28 protein-coding genes are annotated in these 19,778 nt (G+C 72.4%); 17 read left to right on the plus strand and 11 right to left on the minus strand.

The window, feature by feature from the left end:
* Positions 1–118: 118 nt before the first annotated feature.
* The 7 genes from WFH25_RS02575 to WFH25_RS02605 all read left to right on the plus strand — a co-directional run bounded on the left by WFH25_RS02575 (position 119) and on the right by WFH25_RS02605 (position 4,640).
* Positions 119–466, plus strand: a complete 348-nt coding sequence (locus tag WFH25_RS02575) for a PadR family transcriptional regulator (protein WP_070417530.1) — start codon at positions 119–121, stop codon at positions 464–466.
* Between the two features lie 2 nt (positions 467–468).
* Positions 469–837 carry a DUF1048 domain-containing protein gene (locus WFH25_RS02580; RefSeq protein ID WP_071294194.1) on the plus strand — a complete coding sequence of 123 codons (369 nt, stop codon included), beginning with the start codon at positions 469–471 and terminating at the stop codon, positions 835–837.
* Complete coding sequence (locus tag WFH25_RS02585) at positions 834–1,628, plus strand: ABC transporter ATP-binding protein (RefSeq protein ID WP_336696716.1); 795 nt, start codon at positions 834–836, stop codon at positions 1,626–1,628. The genes WFH25_RS02580 and WFH25_RS02585 overlap by 4 nt, the downstream gene beginning before the upstream one ends.
* Positions 1,628–2,389, plus strand: a complete 762-nt coding sequence (locus WFH25_RS02590; protein ID WP_336696717.1) for an ABC transporter permease — start codon at positions 1,628–1,630, stop codon at positions 2,387–2,389. The genes WFH25_RS02585 and WFH25_RS02590 overlap by 1 nt, the downstream gene beginning before the upstream one ends.
* Before the next feature lie 113 nt (positions 2,390–2,502).
* Entirely contained in the window at positions 2,503–3,150 is a 648-nt protein-coding gene (locus WFH25_RS02595; protein ID WP_336696718.1) for an SDR family oxidoreductase, read from the plus strand.
* A 45-nt stretch (positions 3,151–3,195) separates the two neighbouring features.
* Positions 3,196–3,939 carry an SDR family NAD(P)-dependent oxidoreductase gene (locus tag WFH25_RS02600; RefSeq protein ID WP_336696719.1) on the plus strand — a complete coding sequence of 248 codons (744 nt, stop codon included), beginning with the start codon at positions 3,196–3,198 and terminating at the stop codon, positions 3,937–3,939.
* Positions 3,936–4,640 (plus strand): alpha/beta hydrolase, encoded by a 705-nt coding sequence (locus WFH25_RS02605; RefSeq protein WP_229084775.1) that lies wholly within the window; start codon positions 3,936–3,938, stop codon positions 4,638–4,640. Before WFH25_RS02600 ends, WFH25_RS02605 begins: the two co-directional genes overlap by 4 nt.
* Here WFH25_RS02605 and WFH25_RS02610 read toward each other — a convergent pair.
* The 3 genes from WFH25_RS02610 to WFH25_RS02620 all read right to left on the minus strand — a co-directional run bounded on the left by WFH25_RS02610 (position 4,588) and on the right by WFH25_RS02620 (position 6,641).
* A complete protein-coding gene (locus WFH25_RS02610; RefSeq protein ID WP_229084773.1) occupies positions 4,588–5,151 on the minus strand; it encodes a DUF6611 family protein in 564 nt (187 codons plus the stop codon). The two genes, WFH25_RS02605 and WFH25_RS02610, sit on opposite strands and share 53 nt — an antisense overlap.
* A complete protein-coding gene (locus tag WFH25_RS02615) occupies positions 5,148–5,678 on the minus strand; it encodes a hypothetical protein (RefSeq protein WP_071294344.1) in 531 nt (176 codons plus the stop codon). The genes WFH25_RS02610 and WFH25_RS02615 overlap by 4 nt, the downstream gene beginning before the upstream one ends.
* A gap of 261 nt (positions 5,679–5,939) precedes the next feature.
* Positions 5,940–6,641 carry an SDR family oxidoreductase gene (locus tag WFH25_RS02620; RefSeq protein ID WP_070417523.1) on the minus strand — a complete coding sequence of 234 codons (702 nt, stop codon included), beginning with the start codon at positions 6,639–6,641 and terminating at the stop codon, positions 5,940–5,942.
* An 86-nt stretch (positions 6,642–6,727) separates the two neighbouring features.
* Here WFH25_RS02620 and WFH25_RS02625 point away from each other — a divergent pair, with 86 nt between their 5' ends.
* On the plus strand, positions 6,728–7,114 hold the full coding sequence (locus tag WFH25_RS02625; RefSeq protein WP_336696720.1) for a MerR family transcriptional regulator: 387 nt from the start codon (positions 6,728–6,730) through the stop codon (positions 7,112–7,114).
* A 53-nt stretch (positions 7,115–7,167) separates the two neighbouring features.
* Here WFH25_RS02625 and WFH25_RS02630 read toward each other — a convergent pair whose 3' ends face one another.
* From WFH25_RS02630 to WFH25_RS02640, 3 genes are all read right to left on the minus strand, one after another.
* Positions 7,168–8,115, minus strand: coding sequence for an AraC family transcriptional regulator (locus WFH25_RS02630; protein WP_071302324.1), 948 nt, complete (start codon positions 8,113–8,115; stop codon positions 7,168–7,170).
* Positions 8,112–8,642 (minus strand): AAA family ATPase, encoded by a 531-nt coding sequence (locus WFH25_RS02635; protein ID WP_336696721.1) that lies wholly within the window; start codon positions 8,640–8,642, stop codon positions 8,112–8,114. Before WFH25_RS02635 ends, WFH25_RS02630 begins: the two co-directional genes overlap by 4 nt.
* 86 nt (positions 8,643–8,728) lie before the next feature.
* Positions 8,729–9,946, minus strand: coding sequence for an FAD-dependent monooxygenase (locus WFH25_RS02640; RefSeq protein ID WP_336696722.1), 1,218 nt, complete (start codon positions 9,944–9,946; stop codon positions 8,729–8,731).
* A 60-nt stretch (positions 9,947–10,006) separates the two neighbouring features.
* On the opposite strand from WFH25_RS02640, the gene WFH25_RS02645 reads away from it, so the two are divergent.
* On the plus strand, positions 10,007–10,528 hold the full coding sequence (locus WFH25_RS02645) for a MarR family winged helix-turn-helix transcriptional regulator (protein WP_336696723.1): 522 nt from the start codon (positions 10,007–10,009) through the stop codon (positions 10,526–10,528).
* Between the two features lie 67 nt (positions 10,529–10,595).
* On the plus strand, positions 10,596–11,216 hold the full coding sequence (locus tag WFH25_RS02650; RefSeq protein WP_336696724.1) for a copper resistance CopC family protein: 621 nt from the start codon (positions 10,596–10,598) through the stop codon (positions 11,214–11,216).
* 18 nt (positions 11,217–11,234) lie between these two features.
* Here WFH25_RS02650 and WFH25_RS02655 read toward each other — a convergent pair whose 3' ends face one another.
* On the minus strand, positions 11,235–11,474 hold the full coding sequence (locus tag WFH25_RS02655) for a hypothetical protein (RefSeq protein WP_336696725.1): 240 nt from the start codon (positions 11,472–11,474) through the stop codon (positions 11,235–11,237).
* A 40-nt stretch (positions 11,475–11,514) separates the two neighbouring features.
* The gene (locus tag WFH25_RS02660) at positions 11,515–11,883 is read right to left on the minus strand and encodes a VOC family protein (protein WP_070417517.1); all 369 of its coding nucleotides are present in this window, start codon (positions 11,881–11,883) and stop codon (positions 11,515–11,517) included.
* 60 nt (positions 11,884–11,943) lie between these two features.
* Between WFH25_RS02660 and WFH25_RS02665 the strand changes: the two genes are divergently transcribed.
* Complete coding sequence (locus WFH25_RS02665) at positions 11,944–12,393, plus strand: MarR family winged helix-turn-helix transcriptional regulator (protein ID WP_336696726.1); 450 nt, start codon at positions 11,944–11,946, stop codon at positions 12,391–12,393.
* Positions 12,394–12,399: 6 nt separating this feature from the next.
* On the opposite strand, the gene WFH25_RS02670 is transcribed toward WFH25_RS02665, so the two are convergent.
* Entirely contained in the window at positions 12,400–12,831 is a 432-nt protein-coding gene (locus WFH25_RS02670; protein ID WP_336696727.1) for a bleomycin resistance protein, read from the minus strand.
* A gap of 112 nt (positions 12,832–12,943) precedes the next feature.
* Here WFH25_RS02670 and WFH25_RS02675 point away from each other — a divergent pair, with 112 nt between their 5' ends.
* The 4 genes from WFH25_RS02675 (at position 12,944) to WFH25_RS02690 (ending at position 17,444) form a co-directional block, all read left to right on the plus strand.
* Positions 12,944–14,494, plus strand: coding sequence for an MFS transporter (locus tag WFH25_RS02675; RefSeq protein ID WP_336696728.1), 1,551 nt, complete (start codon positions 12,944–12,946; stop codon positions 14,492–14,494).
* Positions 14,491–15,366, plus strand: coding sequence for a hypothetical protein (locus WFH25_RS02680; protein ID WP_336696729.1), 876 nt, complete (start codon positions 14,491–14,493; stop codon positions 15,364–15,366). The genes WFH25_RS02675 and WFH25_RS02680 overlap by 4 nt, the downstream gene beginning before the upstream one ends.
* 132 nt (positions 15,367–15,498) lie before the next feature.
* Positions 15,499–16,476 (plus strand): alpha/beta hydrolase fold domain-containing protein, encoded by a 978-nt coding sequence (locus WFH25_RS02685; protein ID WP_336696730.1) that lies wholly within the window; start codon positions 15,499–15,501, stop codon positions 16,474–16,476.
* An 8-nt stretch (positions 16,477–16,484) separates the two neighbouring features.
* The gene (locus WFH25_RS02690; RefSeq protein WP_336696731.1) at positions 16,485–17,444 is read left to right on the plus strand and encodes an NAD-dependent epimerase/dehydratase family protein; all 960 of its coding nucleotides are present in this window, start codon (positions 16,485–16,487) and stop codon (positions 17,442–17,444) included.
* A gap of 15 nt (positions 17,445–17,459) precedes the next feature.
* On the opposite strand, the gene WFH25_RS02695 is transcribed toward WFH25_RS02690, so the two are convergent.
* Positions 17,460–17,594, minus strand: a complete 135-nt coding sequence (locus WFH25_RS02695) for a hypothetical protein (RefSeq protein ID WP_336696732.1) — start codon at positions 17,592–17,594, stop codon at positions 17,460–17,462.
* Positions 17,595–17,853: 259 nt separating this feature from the next.
* Between WFH25_RS02695 and WFH25_RS02700 the strand changes: the two genes are divergently transcribed.
* On the plus strand, positions 17,854–18,150 hold the full coding sequence (locus WFH25_RS02700) for a hypothetical protein (RefSeq protein WP_071294210.1): 297 nt from the start codon (positions 17,854–17,856) through the stop codon (positions 18,148–18,150).
* A gap of 166 nt (positions 18,151–18,316) precedes the next feature.
* Positions 18,317–18,772, plus strand: a complete 456-nt coding sequence (locus tag WFH25_RS02705; RefSeq protein ID WP_336696734.1) for a DUF1772 domain-containing protein — start codon at positions 18,317–18,319, stop codon at positions 18,770–18,772.
* Positions 18,773–18,811: 39 nt separating this feature from the next.
* Here WFH25_RS02705 and WFH25_RS02710 read toward each other — a convergent pair whose 3' ends face one another.
* Positions 18,812–19,714, minus strand: a complete 903-nt coding sequence (locus WFH25_RS02710) for an alpha/beta hydrolase family protein (protein WP_336696735.1) — start codon at positions 19,712–19,714, stop codon at positions 18,812–18,814.
* Positions 19,715–19,778: the final 64 nt, after the last annotated feature.

The following is a 19,778-nucleotide window of genomic DNA, read 5'->3' on the forward strand; positions in this document are numbered from 1 at the left end:
TCGTGTCGGTTCGGAAACTACTCTTGCGCTCCTGGTACTCAGCGTTACTATGTACCAGTAGTCAGCGACACTGAGTACAGCGCACCACGACACACGGCACCGACCGCAGGAGGCACGCATGCCCAAGCAGGAGACCGAGATGCTCAAGGGCATCCTCGAGGGGATCGTCCTCGCCGTGCTCGCCGGCCGCCCGGCCCACGGGTACGACATCACCGCCTCGCTCCGGGAACAGGGGTTCACCGACATCGCCGAGGGCACCGTCTACGCCCTGCTCGTCCGCATCGAGCAGCGCGGCCTCGTCGACGTCGAGAAGGTCCCGTCGGAGAAGGGGCCGCCCCGCAAGGTGTTCACGCTGAACGCCCGCGGGCAGGAGCAGCTCGACGACTTCTGGCGGGCGTGGACCTTCCTCGCCGAGCGGCTCGACCACCTCCGGCACACCACCAGCAGCACGAACGGACAGGACTGATCATGGGGATCTCGATCTCGGACATCACGACCAAGCTCATCGGCGACAAGAAGCGCTGGAAGCAGTACAAGGCCCGCACGGCAGCGCTACCGACGAGCCACCGCACCGCCGTCGACGGCATCGAGCGGTACCTCATGTACACCGGCCCGAGCGACGGCGAGCAGCTCATGCGCATGCTCGACGACCTCGCGGACCTGTTCGAGCAGAGCGCCGCCGACGGCACGAGCGTCCGCGCGGTGGTCGGCGACGACCCGATCGCCTTCGCCGAGGACTTCAAGGCGAACTACGGCCTCGGGTCGTGGCTCAGCAAGGAGCAGCAGCGCCTCGTCGACGCGATCGCGGCGGCCGATGCGGACGGGGAGCCGTCGTGACCGCGGCGATCCGGGTCCGGGGGCTCGAGAAGTCCTTCGGCGACCTGCGCGTCCTCCGTGGGGTCGACCTCGACGTCGAGGCCGGCTCCGTGGTCGCCCTGCTCGGGTCGAACGGCGCGGGCAAGACGACCGCGATCCGCATCCTCGCGACCCTGACGACGGCCACCGCCGGCACCGCGTCGGTCGCGGGGCACGACGTGGCCGCCGATCCGGGTGCGGTCCGCGAGGCGATCAGCCTCACCGGGCAGTTCGCCGCCGTGGACGAGGTGCTGACCGGCCGCGAGAACCTCGTCCTCGTCGCACGGCTCCGGCACCTCCGGCACGCCGGCCGCATCGCCGACGAGCTGCTCGACCGGTTCTCGCTCACGGATGCCGGGTCCCGCCGCGCGGGGACGTACTCGGGCGGGATGCGCCGCCGGCTCGACATCGCGATGAGCCTGATCGGCGACCCGTCGGTGGTCTTCCTCGACGAGCCGACGACCGGCCTCGACCCCGAGGCCCGCATCGAGGTCTGGGACGCCGTCCGCGCCCTCGCCGCGAGCGGCACCACGGTCCTGCTCACGACGCAGTACCTGGACGAGGCCGAGCAGCTCGCCGACCGGATCGCCATCCTGCACGAGGGCCGCATCATCGCCGACGGCACCCTCGCCGAACTCCAGCGACTCCTCCCGCCCGCGACGGTCGAGTACGTCGAGAAGCGCCCCACGCTCGAGGACGTCTTCCTCGCCGTCATCGGACACCGTCCCGACGCCGACACCACGAAGGCCGACACCACGAAGGAGGTGGCCTGATGTCCGCCCACCCGATCCACGACACCGCCGTCCTGACCGGGCGCTCGCTGCGACACGTGCTCCGGAGCCCGGACACGATCATCACCACCGCCGTGATGCCGATCGCCTTCCTGCTGCTGTTCGTGTACGTCTTCGGCGGCGCGATCGACACCGGGAGCACGCCGTACATCGACTACCTGCTGCCGGGGATCCTCCTCATCACGGTGGCGTCCGGGGTGGCGTACACCTCGTACCGGCTGTTCCTCGACCTGCAGGCGGGGATCGACGAGCGCTTCCGGTCGATGCCGATCGTCCGGGCGGCGTCGCTGTGGGCGCACGTGCTCACGTCCCTCGTCGCCAACACCGTGTCGGTGACCGTGGTCGTCGGGGTCGCCCTGCTCATGGGGTTCCGCAGCAGCGCGGGTATCGGAGCGTGGCTCGCAGTGCTCGGGATCCTGGTGCTCTTCACGCTGGCGCTCACCTGGATCGCGGTCGTCGCCGGGCTGTCGGCGAAGTCGGTGGACGGCGCGAGTGCGTTCTCCTACCCGCTGATCTTCCTGCCCTTCATCAGCTCGGCGTTCGTGCCCACCGACTCCATGCCCGGGCCGGTCCGGTGGTTCGCGGAGCACCAGCCGGTGACGTCGATCGTGGACTCGATCCGTGCGCTGTTCGCCGGGCAGCCGCTCGACGCGGACCTGTGGGTGGCCCTCGCGTGGTGCGTCGGCATCCTGCTGGCCGCCTTCGGCGTCGCGACCCTCGTGCAGCGCCGGCGGGTCGGCTGACGCGACCGGCTGACGGACGGGAGGGACGGTGCCGGCCCGCACCGTCCCTCCCGTCCGCTGGTGCGCACCTCGCGCACCTCGCGCGCTGAGCCGCCGCGAGTAGCGTCCGATGCATGAGCAACGTCATCGTCCTCGGCGGCCACGGCAAGGTCGCACTCCTCGCCACCCGCATCCTCACCGACCGCGGCCACACCGTCACCTCGGTCATCCGCGACCCCGACCAGGCCGACGAGATCCGCGCCCACGGCGGGCAGCCGCACGTCGCCGACATCCAGCAGCAGACCCTCACCGACTTCGCCGAGCTCATCCACGGACACGACGCCGTGGTCTGGTCGGCCGGTGCCGGCGGCGGATCGGCCGACCGCACCTGGGCGATCGACCGCGACGCGGCGATCCTGTCCGTGCAGGGTGCCGCGAAGGCCGGTGTCGACCGCTACGTCATGGTCTCCTGGTCCGGCTCGCTCCTCGACCACCGGGTGCCGCAGGACGACGACTTCTTCGCGTACGCGCAGTCGAAGATGATCGCCGACGCCGTGCTCCGCGACTCGGGGCTCCGCTGGACGGTCGTCGCGCCGAGCACCCTCACCGACGACGAGCCCACGGGTTCGGTCGACTGGGACGGCTCCTCGACGCAGGTCCCGCGCGGCGACGTCGCGCACGTGGTGGCCGACGCGGTCGAGGGCGACGAGACGATCGGCCGGACGATCCGGTTCAACACCGGTTCCACCCCGATCGCCGACTTCCTCCGCACGGCGGGCTGAGCGGTGGCGCGGAACCCCGAACCGTTCCGGGGCCGACTGGCCCTCGTGACCGGTGCGAGCGGCGGCATCGGCGAGTCGCTGGCGGAGGGCCTCGCCGCGGGTGGCGCCGACCTCGTCCTGGTCGCCCGGTCTGCCGACAAGCTCGACGTCGTCGCCTCGGGCATCCACGCGCGCCACGGTGTGCGGGTGCGGGTGCTCCCGGCCGACCTGGCGACGGCCGACGGCGTCGACGAGGTGATCACGGCCCTCGACGGCACCCGCGTCGACGTCCTGATCGCGAACGCCGGGGTCGGGTGGCACGGCACCTTCGCCGAGCAGCCCGAGGACGGCATCGTGCAGCAGATCGCGCTCAACGAGACCGCGCTGGTCCGGCTGACGCGGGCGTTCCTGCCCGGCATGCTCGCCCGCGGCGTCGGCGGCGTGATGACCGTGGCCTCGACCGCCGCGTTCCAGCCCACCCCGCACATGGCGCTCTACGGCGCGACGAAGGCGTTCGTCCTGTCCTTCACCGAGGCCCTCTGGCAGGAGACGCGCGGGCAGGGCGTCCGGGTGCTCGCCCTGTGCCCCGGCCCGACCGCGACGGGCTTCTTCGACGCCGCCGGCGGCGGGTCGTTCCTCGAGGGCGGTCGGCAGTCGGCGGAGGAGGTCGCACGCGTCGGTCTGCGGGCGTTCGCCCGTGCCGGCGGACCCACGGTCGTCTCCGGCGCGCGCAACGCCGTGCTGGCGAGCGCACACCGCTTCGTCCCCCGTGGCCTGATGACGCGCATGTCCGCGATGGTGATGGAGTGACGAGCCCGACGGTCCTCTTCGTGCACGGCGCCCTCGTCCGTGACGGCGACTGGTGGTGGGCTCCGACCGGCGACCTGCTGCGCGAACGGACCGGGATCGCCAGCCGCGCCGTGGCCCTGCCGTCGTGCGGGGAGACCGACACCGGCGGCGGCCTGCAGGAGGACGCCGCCGCACTGCGCCGCGCCCTCGACGAGGTCCCCGACGCCATCGTCGTCGGACACTCCTACGGCGGGACCGTGATCGCCGAGGCGGGCCCGCACCCCGCGGTCCGGCACCTGCTGCTCGTGTCGAGCTACCTGCCGCCCGTCGGGGCGTCGCAGGGGTCGATCATGTCCGGCGAGCCGGACCCCGTCGCGGTGCGTCCGGACGCCGACGGGCGGATCGTCGTCGACGGGTACGACGAGCGGTCGTTCGGCGCCCGGTTCCTGCAGGACGCCGACGCCGCGACGCAGCGGGCGGCGTGGGACCGGGTCACCTCGCAGGACGTCCGCGCGTTCGGCACGCCGACGAGCGCCGAGGGGTGGGCCGGCGTGGACTCCACCGCGGTGGTGTGCGCCGAGGACCGCTCGACGACCGTCGCACTCCAGCGGGAACACGCGGCGCGGGCCACCCGGTCGGTCGAACTCCCGACGGGGCACCATCCGTTCATCACCCGACCGGACCTCGTGGCCCGGCAGCTCGAGGCGTTCCTGCACGACTGACCCGGGACCGCGGGCCGCTCGGCAGGTCGTCCCAGACGTCGGCCCAGATCGACTCGAAGTCCACCGGTCGGATCGCACCGGCACGGAGCGCCCGCTCCGGCACGGTCAACGCGTCGAGCGAGGCGCCGAGCAACCGGACGTCCCCGTGCACCTCGGGTCGCCCGGTGCCGTGGAAGGTCGTCACCGTCAACGTCCGGACACCGGGACGGAGTCGACGAGCGGCCCGCCCGAGCACCAGGAAGCCGCCCGCGTACACCCCGACGGCGGCGACGGTCCCGAGGGCGGCGCGGGGAGCGAGCGCGGCCATCACGGCGATCGCCAGCAGTGCCCCCACGGCCGGCCACGCCGACCACGCACGGAGCACCGCACGCTCGCGGCGGGTCGTACCAGGCGGGTAGACGACGAGGGTCCTCGTGCTCCACATCGTCCGGTCGACGGGGCGCACGGAGTACCGGCCCCACACGTGCGGGCCGTCGACCACGCGTGCGCGCAGGTCGGAGACGGCGCTCACCGGACGACCTCGGCACGGACCGGCACCACGACGTCGCGGTGCCGGATCGCGGTCACGCAGGGGAAGCAGAGCAGGTCGCCCTCGCGGACGTCCGCGGGCAACGGGGCCGGGAGCCGGTGGAAGGGACCGTCCTCCGCGCCGGCGCACGGGGTGAGGACGTACGTCCCGGTCGGGGCCGCCGTGCTCACCCGGCCGATGAGCCGCACCTGGTCGAGGACGGCGAACCGGGGGAGCACCGCGTCGAGTTCGAGCAGGACGACACCGGTCCGGGGGCGCCGCACGCGCAGCACCGACGCCACGGCGACGCTCACCTCGCCCGGCGTCCACGTGCGGGGTCGGTAGCGGGGCGGTGCCTGCTCGGCGGTGTGCACGCACGGGGTGCCGGCGAGTTCGGCCAGCCGGACCATCGACACGGCGGCGACCAGGACGTCGCCGGTCGTGGGTTCGGTGTGGGCGGGCCAGAGGGTCGGGTCCACGGGGTCGGGGAGGGACGCGCGGAGCGTCGGGAGGATCGCGGTCAGGGTCACCACTCCACGATCCGGCGGGGGCGGCCGTGCGGACAGCGTCCTGACGGATCGCTGACGCCGTCGGTCCGATCCTGTGCGCGGTCCTGACGCGGCGAGCGCGGAGGACGCGACGAGCGCGCGGACCGTGCGGAGCGGCGGACGGGAGGAGGGCCCCACCCGCCGGTACCGGCGTGACGCGCCAGCGGCACGCCGGCCGTGGGGGGCGGGCGGGGGCGGGCCCCCCCCGTCCCTCCCGTCCGCCCCCGGGTCACGCTGGCCGCATCACGCGAACTGCGCGTAGAACCGCTCGGGCGCCTCGGCGAGCGACGCCTTGACCCCGGCGCTCCAGTCGTCCACGACGACCTCCGCCGCGCCCCGCTCCACACCGTCGAGGGAGAGCCGGGCGACCTCGGCCGGGTCGACCTTCGGCCCCTCGTAGCCGGCCATCATGTCGGTGTCGGCGGCTCCGAGGTGCAGCCCCTGGACGCTGATGCCCCGGCCGGTCAGCTCGAGGCGGACGGCGTTCGTCATGTTCCACTCGGCGGCCTTGGCTGCGGCGTACCCGCCCGAGCCCGGGTACGCGAACCAGGACAGCGCCGACAGGACGTTCACGATCGCACCCCCGCCGTTGCGTTCGATCACCGGCGCGAACGACCGGACCATCCCGAGGTTGCCCCAGAAGTGCGTGTCCATCTCCCGCCGCACGTCGGTCAGGTCGTCCGTGAGCAGCGAGCCCTGCGTGGTGATCCCGGCGTTGTTGACGAGCAGGGTCACGTCGGACGCCGCAGCCGCTGCCGCCGCGACGGACGCCTGGTCGGTGATGTCGAGCGGGAGCACCTCGACCCCCTCGATGTCGACCAGTTCGGGGCGCCGGGCCGTGGCGTAGACCTTGGCGGCGCCGCGCTCGAGCAGCTGCTGCACGAACCGTCGTCCGATGCCCCGGTTCGAGCCCGTGACGAGTGCGACCGATCCAGCGATGTCCATGGTGTTCCTCCTGCCGAGCGGGCACCTCCCGCAGCGGCTCGGCTACGCTAAGACCTCACATCGATGTCAGGTGCAAGGAGGAGATCGTGCGCATCGGAGACCTCGCTGCGGCGACCGGCGTGAGCGTGCGGTCGCTCCGGTACTACGAGGAGCAGGGCCTGCTGCCGGCCGGACGGACGGCGAGCGGCCAGCGCTCCTACGCGGTGCCCGCCGTCGAGCGGGTCCAGCTCATCCAGCAGCTCTTCGCCGCCGGGCTGCCGAGCCGCACGATCGTGCAGCTGCTGCCCTGCGTGGACGCGGGGGTGGCGACGCCGGAGTCGTTCGCGCTCCTCGTCGCCGAGCGGGACCGGATCACGGCGCAGCTCGCCGAGCTCGAGGCCGCTCGGCACCGGCTCGACGAGGTCATCGCGATCACCGAGCACCCGACGCCGGAGCACTGCCCGGCGCTGCGGGACCAGCCGCTGGCGGCCTGACCGGCGCGGCGCGCCGTTCAGCGGCGGCGCGCGGATCAGCGGCGGCGCGCGGATCAGCGGCGGCGCGCGGCCTGCCAGGTCTCGCGGGGCAGCACCCCGAACTCGTCGCGGTAGCTGCCGGCGAACCGTCCGAGGTGCGCGAAGCCCGAGTCCCGCGCCACGTCCCCGACGCTCCGGTCGTCCCCGGACTCCAGGCCCTCCCGCGCGAGCAGCAGTCGGATGCGCCGGAGGTAGGTCGTCGGCGTGATGCCGTGGTGCCGCCGGAACGCGTCCTGCAGCCCGCGGATGCTCAGGCCCGCGGCCGCCGCGACGTCCTCGACGGTGATCTGCTCGGTCGCGTGCTCGAGCAGGTACGCCTCGGCCCGGGCGAACCGCGCCGCCGCTGCCGTGCGGGGCTGGTCCTGCCCGACCGGCCAGTGCGGGATCGCCGTGAGCAGGCCGCCCGCCGCGAAGCGGGTCAGTTCGCGCTCGTGCTCCTCGGTGACCTCCTCCGGACCGCGCAGCACGTCGGCCGCCACCGCGCGCACCATCAACCACCAGGCGGCGAGCGTCGGCCCCTCGGGGATGTGGTGGGGCTGGAACTCGATCGGCCCCGGCTGCCAGGCGCCGCGTTCGGCAGCGACCTGCTCCACCGTGGTCCGGTCGATGCGGATGAGGTCGAGCTGGAACCCGTCCCACCGGACCTGCTGCGGGTCGTGGCGGAACAGGACCGGACGGCCGGTGGGCACCCCGTCGCCGTCGACCGCACCGCTGCCGGACTTCAGCCAGAACAGGACCATCGCGGACTCGGCCTCGACCGTTCCCTCGACGACGCCGGTGCTCGCCATCGACACGAGGGACAGCAGCTCGGAGCCACGTCGCCGTTCCTCGAACGAGAACCCCGAGGGCGCGCCCTCGACCGTGGCCCGTCGGACGTCGGGGATCCGCGTGACGAGCTCTGCCGCGTCCGCCGGCTCTGACGTCACGACCGACCACTGCGACCGCTGCACGAAGGCGCTCACCGTGCGACCTGCAGCACCGCGTCGGCGATGTTCCGTGCCACCTGCTCGGGCGGGGTGTCCGTCGTGTCGACGACCTCGGCCGCGGCGTGCAGCCAGGTGCGTGCCGCCTCGGCGTACGGCTCGACGCGGCTGGACCGGAACGTGGACGGCCCCACCACGGCGTCGTTCTGGATCCGGTCCCGCAGGGTCTCCTCTTCCGCGTGCAGCACGAAGTGCCGGACCGGGATCCCGTGCGCCGCGAACCCGTCCGCGATCTCCCGCCAGTACCGCTCGACGAGGACCGTCTGCGGCATCACGAGCGTGCCGCCCGCGAAGGCCAGGACCTGCCGGGCGGTCTCGACGACGAGCGGTCGCCAGGGGTCCCAGTGCTGGAAGTCGCCGGACTCGGGCAGCGGGGGCCGGACGTCCATGAGGGTCTCGCCGACCTTCTCCGGATCGAGCACGCGAGCGTCCGGCAGGAGCGGCTGCACCAGCCTGCTGGTGGTCGTCTTGCCGACGCCGTGCGTCCCGTTGATCCAGACGATCATGACCGGACCGTAGCGCACATCGCTGCGGGACGGGAGGACGGGAGGCGCGTGGCGGGCCCGCACCGCGCCTCCCGTCCGCCACCGGCTCACTCGAGGTGCGCGTAGTTCGGCAGGTCGATCGCCTCGGCCGGTGGGGTGGCGAAGCGGGCGCCGAGGCGCCCGACGAGGGGCAGCGACGCCACGCGGACGGCGGTGCCGAAGGCCGCGATCCCGAGCCGGGACCTCGGGTTCGCGATCCGCGGCGTGCCCGGCGGCAGCTGCTGCGCCTTCGCGACGTACGGGCGCATGATGCGCTCGTACGCGCGCAGGGCGTCACGGTGGTGGACGTGGGCGGCGAGCTCCCCGGCGAGGACGTAGGCACCGGTGAGCGAGAGGCTCGTGCCCATGCCGCTCACCGGCGAGGCGCAGTACGCGGCGTCCCCGACGAGCACCACCCGGCCGTCCGACCAGCGCGGGGCGTGGACCTGTCCGATCGCCTCGGAGTAGAGGTCCTCGGAGTGGTCGAACCCCGCGAGGACCCGCTCGGCCTCCCACCCGGCGTCGCCGAACACCGCGTGCAGGCGGCGGCGCACCGCATCGAGGTCGCCGCGCTCGGAGCCGGCTCGCTCCCGCTTCCGGTCCGTCACGACCGACATCGCCGCGCGGATGGTCCCGTGCTGGTCGGGACGGAGGGTGATCGACCGGCCACCCGGTGCGTTGTACCAGCGCCACCAGTCGTCGTCCGCCGCGGTCCGGGGGATCGTGCCGTACGTCGTCTCGAGCCCGAGCGACCGGATCTCCGGCTCGTCGCCGAACACCAGCCGACGGGTGCTCGATCCGATGCCGTCCGCCGCGACCACCAGGTCGAACCGGTCGTCCGGGCCGTGCTCGAACCCCACGGTCACGCCGTCGTCGTCCTGGTCGATGCGGGTGATCCGGTCGCCGTAGCGGTACTCGGTGGCGTCGGACGTCCCGTCGACGAGGAGCCGCGCGAGGTCACCGCGCAGAACCTCGAGCTCGGCGGTGGCCCCGCCGGAGTCCGAGGTCCCCGCCGGGAACGCCGCGATCGTCCGGCCGCTCGGACCGATGAACCGCGTGCCGACCTCGCCCGTCGTGGCAGCGCGGATGTCGTCCTCGATGCCCATCCGGCGCGCGACCTCACGCCCGGCTCCGCGCACGTCGACGTTCTGCCCGCCGGTGCGGAGGGACGGCGCCCGCTCGACGACGACCGTCTCGAACGAGAAGCGGTGGAGCCAGTGGGCGAGCGCCGGGCCGGCGATGCTCGCGCCGGAGATGAGCACGCGTCCGCGGGTGTGGTCGGTCATGGTCCCTCACGTCGTTGATTACCAATGAGATTGGCAATGTACACGACTACCATGGTGGACGTGCCGAACGACGACCAGCACCCAGCGACCGACCGCCCCGACGACCGGCAGGACCGCCACGACCGGGCGACGGCTCGACGCGACGGGCGATCGCTCCCCGACGACGACATCCGGTCCCGCGTGCAGCAGGTCAGTGTCCGGCAGCAGCGCTTCGAGCGGCACCTCGCCGCGGCACTGTCGGTCGACGCGGCGGGACTCGAGGCGATGGACCACCTCATCGCGACCGGGCCGGCCACCCCGACCGAGCTCGCCCGTCGGCTCGAGATCTCGACGGCCGCGATGACGCTCGTCCTGAACCGGCTCGAGGGCGCCGGGCACGTCCGACGGGAACGGCACCCGAGCGACGGACGCAAGCTCGTCGTCACGGCGGCGGAGCGCTCCTCCGACCGTGCGTACGACCTCGTGCTGCCGCTCATCGAGGGCATCGAGGGCATCGTCGACGACCTGGACCCCGCGGAGCGTGCGACGGTGCAGACCTTCCTCGACCGGCTGATCGGGGTCTACGACGACGCGATGGACTGAGCCGTCGCGGGGTCCGTCGTCCACGCCGACGTCCTGTGCGTCCGGTCAGGATCGGCGACAATGGACCGTGCCCTTCCGTGCCCTGCTCGCCACCGCCGCGTCGGCCGTCACCCTGGCGTTCGTCCTCGTCACGGCGGCCCCCGCGTCCGCCCACGACGTCCTCGCCTCGACCGCACCCGCTGCGGACACGACGGTCGGGGGTGACCTCGACCAGGTAACACTCACGTTCTCCGAGCCGCCGCTGGCCGGGCTCGAGTCCGGGATCGTCGTCAGCGTGACCGGCCCGGACGGCGCCGAGGTCGGCGCGGGGAGTGTCGACGTCGACGGCAGCACGCTGCGCACGGCCGCCGACCTCACGGCTGCCGGCTCGTACACGGTGACCTGGCGGAGCGTCTCGGTGGACGGACACCCGATCTCGGGGAGCTACCGGTTCACGTCGACCGGAGCACCGGCCCCGACCCCGACGGCGACGGGACCGTCGCAGAGCCCGAGCGCGGGCACCCCGACGCCGAGCGCCACAGCCGATGCCGGTGCCGGTGCCGGTGCCGGTGCGACCAGCGCCGCGACCGGGTCGTCCGGGCCCGGGGCGACGCCGTGGGTCCTCGGCGGGATCGCGGTCGTGGTCGCCGCCGCGCTCGTCGCCGTCCTGCTGGTCGCCCGTCGCCGGACCACCCCCGACGACGACTGACACGAGCCGCGCCGCCGGTCAGCGCCCGGCGTACCGCCCACGGTGGTGCCGCCGGTCCCAGACCGCGACGGCGATCCGGCCGACACCGAGCGCGGTCCAGCCCGCACCGATGATCCACCGCCACGCGTCGTCGCCGCCCTCGACCGCGGCGAACACGATCCACACCGCGCCCAGGGCGGTCCACGCCACGGCCATCCAGAGCGCCGGCCGCCCGACGATCGACCGCCACAGCTGTTCGTCCCCGGCGTCATCGCTCATGGCGACACCGTAGACCGTCCGGTCCGCCCGTGCCAGGGCGTCAGGCGCGGTCGTGCAACGTCACCTGGTACCCGTCCGGGTCGGCGAAGGTGAACGTCCGACCGAACGGGCCGTCGATCGGCGCGGACACGATCCGGTGGCCGTCGGCGACCAAGGCGTCGTGGATCGCCTGGACGTCGGTCGCGTGCAGCCAGATCGCCGCGCCGATCCCCGGCTGCGCCACGGCGTCGAGGTCGGTGCCGGGCACGAGATCGCGCAGGGCGAACGCGATCGGCGTGGTCTCGAAGACCACCGCGTGCGGCGGACCCGCCTGCGACCGGACGAGGCCGAGGTACTGCTCGTAGAACGCCTGGGATGCATCGAGATCGCGGGTCTGCAGCGAGATGAAGTCGGGGCCGGTGACGGGCATGGGGTCTCCTTCGTTGGTGTCAGTTATCTGACACGGAAGAACCTATGTCAGACTACTGACATGCGTCAAGACGGACACGGCATCGACCTGGACACGTCCCTCGGGTACCTGCTCAAGGAGGCCGCGAGCGCGCTCCGCACCGCGATGGAGTCGGTCCTGCGCCCGCTCGGCATGACCGTCACGCACTACTCGTGCCTCGAGCTGCTCGCTCAGCGCCCTGGGTCGTCGAACTCCGACCTCGCTCGCGGGGCGTTCGTGACACGACAGTCGATGAACGTCCTGCTGCAGGCGCTCGAACGGGACGGCTCGGTGTCGCGCGCGTCGGAGGCACCGGTGGGCAAGGCGCTGCCGGTCCAGCTCACCCCGCTCGGGCGGGAGCGTCTCGCCGAGGCCTCGGCAGCCGTCCGCGGGGTCGAGGTCCGGATGCTCAGCGGGATGTCGGCCGACGCGCAGGGCGCGGCGCTCCGAGCACTGCGGAGCATGGTGCGGTCGCTGCGCGACGACGCGTGAGTCGCGCTACGGCGCGACCGGTCGACGCCCCGTGGACGACTGGAAGCGCAGCAGGTAGCCGTCGGGATCGGTGACCAGGAACTGCCGCACCCCGGCTTCCTCGTCGCCCACGCGGTACCAGCGCGTCTCCGCCGGCATGAAGAGCTCCACACCCCCGGCACGGAGCGACGCCGCGACGACGTCCGCGTCCGGGACACCGATCTGCAGGTTGATCCCGCGGCCGAGTGGTCGATCGAGCGGCCCGGTGAGCCAGTTCCGACCGACCCCGGCCTGCTCGAGCATGACGTGCGCCGACCCGAGGGTCAGGTAGGCGAACCGTTCCTCGGGACGCGCGTAGGCCACGGTGAACCCGCACAGGCCGGACCAGAAGGCGATGCTCGCGTCCACGTCGGTGACGAGGAGCTCGGGGACGAGGGCGGGGTCCGGATCGGTCGTCACCAGGCCATGCTGCCAGCCGGCGTACCGGACCCGCACCGCGCCTCCTGAAGGTGTGGACAAGATCCGTGCTCGCCGGACCTGCGCGGGATCCGCGGCCTAGCGTGAGAGCGTCATGGCACCCGAACACCGACTCCCCGCCGAGCCCGACGCGGCTCCCACCGTCGCGCACCACGATGCGCACCACGCGGCCGCCGCCGCGCCCCCCGAGCGATCCGAGCACTCCGACGCCGGATCCGGCGACCAGCCGGACCCGAACCGGTGGAAGGCCCTCGTCATCTGTCTGCTCGGCGGCGGCATCGTCCTGCTCGACGTGTCGATCGTCAACGTCGCGCTGCAGTCGATCTCGTCCGGACTCCCCGGGGCCACCCCGGAGGCCGTGCAGTGGATCCTGTCCGGCTACGCACTGTCGTTCGGACTCCTGCTCGTCCCCGGCGGTCGACTGGGCGACGCCTCCGGCCGCCGGCGCATGTTCGTCATCGGGGTCGGCCTGTTCACCCTGGCGAGCGCGCTCTGCGGCTTCGCCCCGAACGGGATCGTGCTGGTCGTCGCGCGGCTGGTGCAGGGCCTCGCCGGTGGTCTGCTCACGCCCCAGGTGACGGCGCTCATCCAGCAGCTGTTCCGCGGGAAGGAGCGCGGCACCGCCTTCGGGCTGTTCGGCGCCACGGTCGGCATCGCCACGGCGATCGGCCCCCTCGTCGGTGGTCTGCTCATCACGGCCTTCGGCACCGAGAACGGCTGGCGGTTCGTCTTCTTCGTGAACCTGCCCGTGGGACTCGTCACGATCCTCCTGGCCTTCCGCTACCTGCCGGCGGCGAGCCGGGTGGAACGCGGCCGGAAGCACGACTTCGACCCCGTCGGGATCGTCCTGCTCGGCGCCGCGGTGGTCGCCCTGCTGCTGCCGTTCGTGCAGTCGCAGGAGTGGAAGGGCACGGCGAAGTGGTGGCTCGTGGTCGCCGCCGTCGTGCTCGGCGCGCTGTTCGTCCTGTGGGAGCGGCGGTACGCGCGGTCGAAGGAGCCCGTCATCGACCTCGGGCTGTTCCGCCGCCGGTCGTTCTCGCTCGGTGTCGGGCTCGCGACGCTGTACTTCGCCGGGTTCACGCCGCTGTTCTTCGTCCTGACGCTGGCCCTGCAGTCCGGCCTCGGGTACTCCGCGCTGCTCGCCGGCCTGTCGTCCGTGCCGTTCGCGATCGGGTCCGGGGTCGCGTCGACCATCGGCGGTCGCGTCGTCTCGCGGTTCGGCCGACAGCTCATCGTCGTCGGGACCGTGCTGGTCCTGATCGGCCTCGGTGGGGTCATCTGGGTCGTCGCGAACCACTACCGGTCCGACCTCGGGTGGTGGCTCGTCGTCCCGCTCCTCGTCGCCGGTGTCGGCTCCGGACTGACGATCTCGCCGAACCAGACGCTCACGCTGTCCGAGGTGCCGGTGGAGCAGGGCGGCTCGGCCGGTGGGCTCATCCAGGTCGGTGCGCGCGTCGGGTCCGCGATCGGGATCGCCGCCGTCGGCAGCGTCTTCTACTCGGCGCTCGCGAGCTCGAAGGGCGACTACGCGCAGGGGTTGCCGCTCGGACTGGGCGTCGCGCTCGGGTTCGTCGCGGCGGCGTTGCTCGCGGGGATCGTCGACGTCGTCGTCGGGCGGATCCGGGGGACCGAGGCGACGGTGTGATCCGGGTCCTGCTGTACATCGCCACGATCGTCGTCGCGACGGCGCTGTCCCTCGGCGGCGGGCTGCTCGTGGCGCTCGAGCTCGGGAGCGCTGCACACGGCTGGCTCGTCGCCGCGGCCGTCTGCACGCCGCTCGTCGTCATGGGACCGGTCCTCGTCGGGGCCTTGGCCGGCTACTACGACCACCGCTCGTCCCCCGAGAGCCAGCGCTCCCTGTTCCGGGTCTCGGCGGTCGTCGCCGCCGTCGACGTCGTGGCCGCCGTGGTCTTCGTGCTGACGGCTCTGTCGGCGCAGGCGCCCCTCTGGGTGCCGGTGCTGCTTGTCATCGGGGCCGGGTTGCTCCTCGCCGTCGCCCGCCCGCTCGGTGCGCTGTTCCGCCGCACCGAGGCGCCCATCAGCGACCTGAGCGACGACGTCCCCGGCGTCGGGCTGGTCCGACGCGCGATCCGCTCGATCGCGACGACCTTCGTCATCGCTGCGGTGGTCTGCACGATCGGGGTGACGCTCCTTGCGGCCTTCTCGGACCGGGGCGGCGCGCTCCTCCAGGTCGTCCTGCTCGGGGGCCAGTTGACCTTCACCGCGAAGGTGGTGCTGCGGGGCAAGGAGCTCCCCCTCGACGAGGCCGACCGCGCGGGAGCGGTCCGGTACGCCCGGATCGTCCCGCTCGCCCTGCAGTTCCAGCTGGTGTTCACGGGCCTGCTGTACGTCGCCATCGCGTTCCAGTTCGTGTCGTCCGCGGTCCGCGGCGACCTGGGGCTGCTGCCCGTGGTCTTCCTGGTCGCGATGGTCGTCGTGCTCGCCTGGGCGATCCCGCTCTCGGTCCGGCGGATCGGTCGTGCGCGTCGGTACGCGGAGCAGCACCGACCGACCTGATCGGCGTGGGTTGGCGCCCGTCGGGATGCGCTATCGTCGGGCGCAGAGGGAAAAGGCCCGCGCCCCATCGGCTGCCGGGTACTCACACGCGGCTCACGGGGGTCGCCACTTCTTCATCGAAGGAGTGCACCCGTGTCCGAAGTCATCACCCGCCCGCCGTTCGACCCCGAACTCGTGCCGTTCCTCGACGCCCTCGCAGCGCGCGGTCCCGTCACCATCACGCCCGAGGTGTTGCCGCACATGCGGCAGCTCGACGTCACCGAGGCCGAACTCGATGCACGGCTGCACGCCCGCGGGTACGAGCGTCGACGCATCACCGTGCCCGGTCACGGCGGCGACCCGATCGACCTCGCGGTGATCCAGCGCATCGGTCGCACCGGCGCGACCACGGGGGTGTACACGATCCACGGGGGCGGCATGGTGTTCGGCCACCACCTCGGGAACCTCGACTCCTACGACGACTGGCTGCTGGTCCACGACGTCGTGCTCGTCAGCGTGGACTACCGCCTCGCGCCCGAGTACCCGGACCCGTTCCCGGTCGAGGACTGCTACGCCGGGCTCGTGTGGGTGTCCGAGCACGCCGAGGAGCTCGGCATCGACCCGGACCGCATCGTCATCGCCGGGCAGAGCGCCGGGGGTGGCCTCGCAGCGGGCACGGCCCTGCTCGCCCGCGACCGACGCGGGCCGTCGCTGCTGGCCCAGATCCTCGTGTCGCCGATGCTCGACGACCGCGACGAGACCGTCTCCACCGTGCAGATCGACGGTGTCGGCGTCGCCGACCGCCAGTTGACCCGGTTCGGCTGGGACGCCTACCTCGGCAGCCGACGCGGCACCGACGACGTGTCCGTGTACGCCGCTCCCGCGCGGGCGACAGACCTCGCCGGACTCCCGCGCACGTACATCGACTGCGGCAGCGCCGAGGTCTTCCGCGACGAGACCGTGGCCTTCGCGAGCGGACTCTGGGCAGCGGGCGTCGACGCCGAGCTCCACGTGTGGCCAGGAGCCTTCCACGGCTTCACGAGCATGCTCCCCGACGCCACGATCTCGAGGACGGCGACCGCCGCACTGGCGGGGTGGACGAGCCGGACGCTCGGGGTCGACCACGGTTGAATGGGTCCATGCGGGCACTGGTGCTGGGTGGGACCGGATGGCTCGGACGTGCGATCGTCCGGGACCTCCTCGAGGACGGCGTCGAGGTCACCTGCCTCGCACGCGGTGCGACGGGTGACGTCCCGGACGGTGCCCGACTCGTCCGCACCGATCGTCGCGCGGACGGCGCCTACGAACCCGTGCGTGGCGCGTGGGACGAGGTGGTCGAACTCTCGTCCGATCCGGACCTCGTCCGTCCCGCGCTCGACGCGCTCGCAGACTCCGCCGCGCACTGGACGCTCGTGTCCACCGTGTCCGTCTACGCCCGGAACGACGAACCGGGCGCGGACGAGACCGCCGAGGTCGTCGAACCCGTCGACCTGACGCAGTACGCGGACGCCAAGGCCGCCGCCGAGCGGAGCAGCGCCGACCGACTCGGATCGCGGCTCCTCGTCGCCCGACCCGGCCTCATCGTCGGCCCGGGCGACCCGAGCGACCGGTTCGGGTACTGGCCCGCCCGACTCAGCCGCCCCGGGCCGGTGCTGGTCCCCACGTCGGAAGGGCGGTCCGTACAGGTCATCGACGTCGCGGACCTGGCCGCGTGGGTCGGACGTGCTTGGCGGACGGGTCACACCGGGGTCGTGAACGCCGTCGGCGAGGTCGTGCCGATGCGGGACTTCTTCCGCCTGGTCGTCGAGGCCACGGGGTTCGACGGCGAGCTCGTCGAGGTCGAGGACGACGTGCTGCTCGCCCACGACGTGCGGTACTGGGCGGGGCCGAGGTCGCTGCCGCTGTGGCTTCCGCACTCCGATGTGGCGCTGATGCACCGGTCTGCGCGGGCGTTCCGCGATGCCGGGGGTCGGAGTCGTCCGCTGGCGGAGACCCTCACAGGGGTGCTCGACGACGAGCGGGCGCGTGGGGTGGAGCGGCCGCGGCGGGCGGGACTCGGGGCGGCCGAGGAGGCGGCGGTGCTCGCAGCGGTGCGCTGACCTCGGTCGCGGTGCTCAGTCCCGCTTGCGTCGGCGCAGTCGCTCGAACCAGCCCGCCGTCGCGATCGACTGCCCGACGTCGCCGTTGCCGGCCACGGCGCCGGCCGCCAGTCCGAGGAACGTGGTTTGCCCTGGATGGGTAGTCGGCACTGTCACAGCGTTGTTGCACGACTGCTGCGCCTGTGGCGGAGACCCTATACGCAATGCTCCAGGAATTGCAGTCCACCGAACAGCGGACTGTTGACCGCATCTCGCCGGTGTTAGCGTCCGAACGGGATCCCGAAGGCATTTCGGGGAATCCCCGAGCGGAAGTGAATGAGGCAACATGAACATCACCAGCCAAATCTCCCGAGAAACGACGTCGACCTTTACCGGTCGAAAGCGATTCGGCGCTCTCCTGCTGGTCGCCGTGGCCTTCGTCACCGCCACCCTGTTCACCGGAGGTCCGGCGCACGCCGAGAAGATCGGGTCACTCCTGACCATCGGGTGCGGGAACAAGACCGCCCAGTTGAACTGGACGAGCACGGGTGAAGTCCACATCTTCGGTTCACCGGACCGCAATTCGGCCGGAACGAACCTGATCCGCGTGGTCACGAAGAGCGGTTCGTACAGCTACAACTCCGGGTACCACACGTACACGTTCCAGATCGGTGCTTCGACGGGCCACGTCACGAGCGTCAAGCAGGTCTGCGTCGCGCAGTCGTAAGAGCCACGGTCAACAGGAGCGACCCCGCTGGCAGCGGGGTCGCTCCTGTTCCGTTTCGTGGTCGAATGCGCGCCATCGCGGCTCCCAGGCACCGGTGACGGTTCTGTCGAACCCATGTGAGCGCCACGTCAGCGTGGTGTGAGTGGCACGGACGAGGCTGTGGTCCGTGAACGTGATCCTGGTCGTGCAGCTCGTCCTCGTCGGTCTCCTCGCCGGTGAGGAGTTCGTCGTGCGGTGGGGCGTCCAACCGGCGATGGCCTCCCTGCCGGACGATGCCCACCTCCGCACGCGGATCGCGCTCGTCAAGTCGCTCAAGGTCGTCGTGCCGATGCTGATGGTGCCGGCGGTGCTCGCCACCGTCGCCGTCCTGGTCGTCGCTGGCTCGGGCGACGGTCTCAGGTGGCGAGTGGCAGCCGCAGTGGCGCTCGGGGTGTTCGTCCTCGCGTCGTTCCTCGGTACGGTCCCGATCAACATCGGGGTCAACGACTGGGATCCGCTCGACCCGCCGGCGGACTGGAAGCGGGTCGTGGTGCGGTGGGAGCGGATCGACGTGGTCCGGTCGAGCGCGGCGATCGTGGCGTTCGTGCTGTCCGCGATCGGGGTCGTGCAGATCGGGGCGTGACGGAGGGCCGGTCGATCGACGACCGGACGGGCGAGGAGGTCAGTCTGCGTTCCGCTCTCGGAGCAGATGCCGGACGGCTGCGTCCAGGACGTACGCCGGCATCGCGTGTCCGCCGTTGAACACCTCGGTGGTCAGGATGCCTGGCCGGAACGCTTCGAGGACCTGCTGCACGCCGTGGAGCGGGAAGAGGCCGTCGTCATGTCCGGCGGCGACGAAGACCGGCTGATCTACGGCGGAGGCGACCAGCGGAACGTCGCCGGCCGCGGTGAGCCCCGGAACGAACCACGCGGGATTGTGGCGAATGCGTTCCGACTCGAACGAGGCCAGCGTCCCGATGCCGCAGCTCACGACGCCCCGCGTCAGGCGGGGGTCGACAGCGAGGGAGAACAGCGTGACCTGACCGCCGAGCGAGTGCCCGATGATCCCGAGGTCGGTGCCGACCGCACCCGTGTCCTGCATCCAGCTCGTCACCGTTGCGATGTCGCGCGTGTGCTTCGCCTGCAGGCTGCTGCCGTTCGACACCCGGAACAATGCGTCGAGCCGTTCGTCCGCGGCGGGGTCGTCGGTCCAGTCGCGTCGTCGCTCCTCGAACCCGACGAGGTCCGGCAGGATCACCCGCGCTCCGGCACTCGCGAGCGCTGCACCGTATGCGAGTGCCGGGACGCTCGTCAGTCCCGCCGGCTCGCTCTTGCCGACCGTGAACGCCCCCGCGTGTTGGTGAACGGCGATGACGTCCACGCCGGCGGGATCATCCGGCGTGAGGAGGAGGCACGGGATCGTGTCGCCGTCGGGAGTGTCGAGCTCGATGCGCTCGCTCCAGATCGACCCCTCGCGGTGGAGCAGCGAACGGCGGACCACCGTCGGGTGGATCGACTCCGGTGCCGGAAGCGCGAGCAGCTCGCGGACCTTCGAGCGAGCCGAACCGCCGATCGCTTGCGCCATCTCTGGACGTTACCAGCGCCCGGAGGCCGATCGGGCGTCGTGACGCCTGCCGGATCGAGGCAGT

This window comes from Curtobacterium sp. USHLN213 (assembly GCF_037144815.1).
GTDB lineage: Bacteria > Actinomycetota > Actinomycetes > Actinomycetales > Microbacteriaceae > Curtobacterium.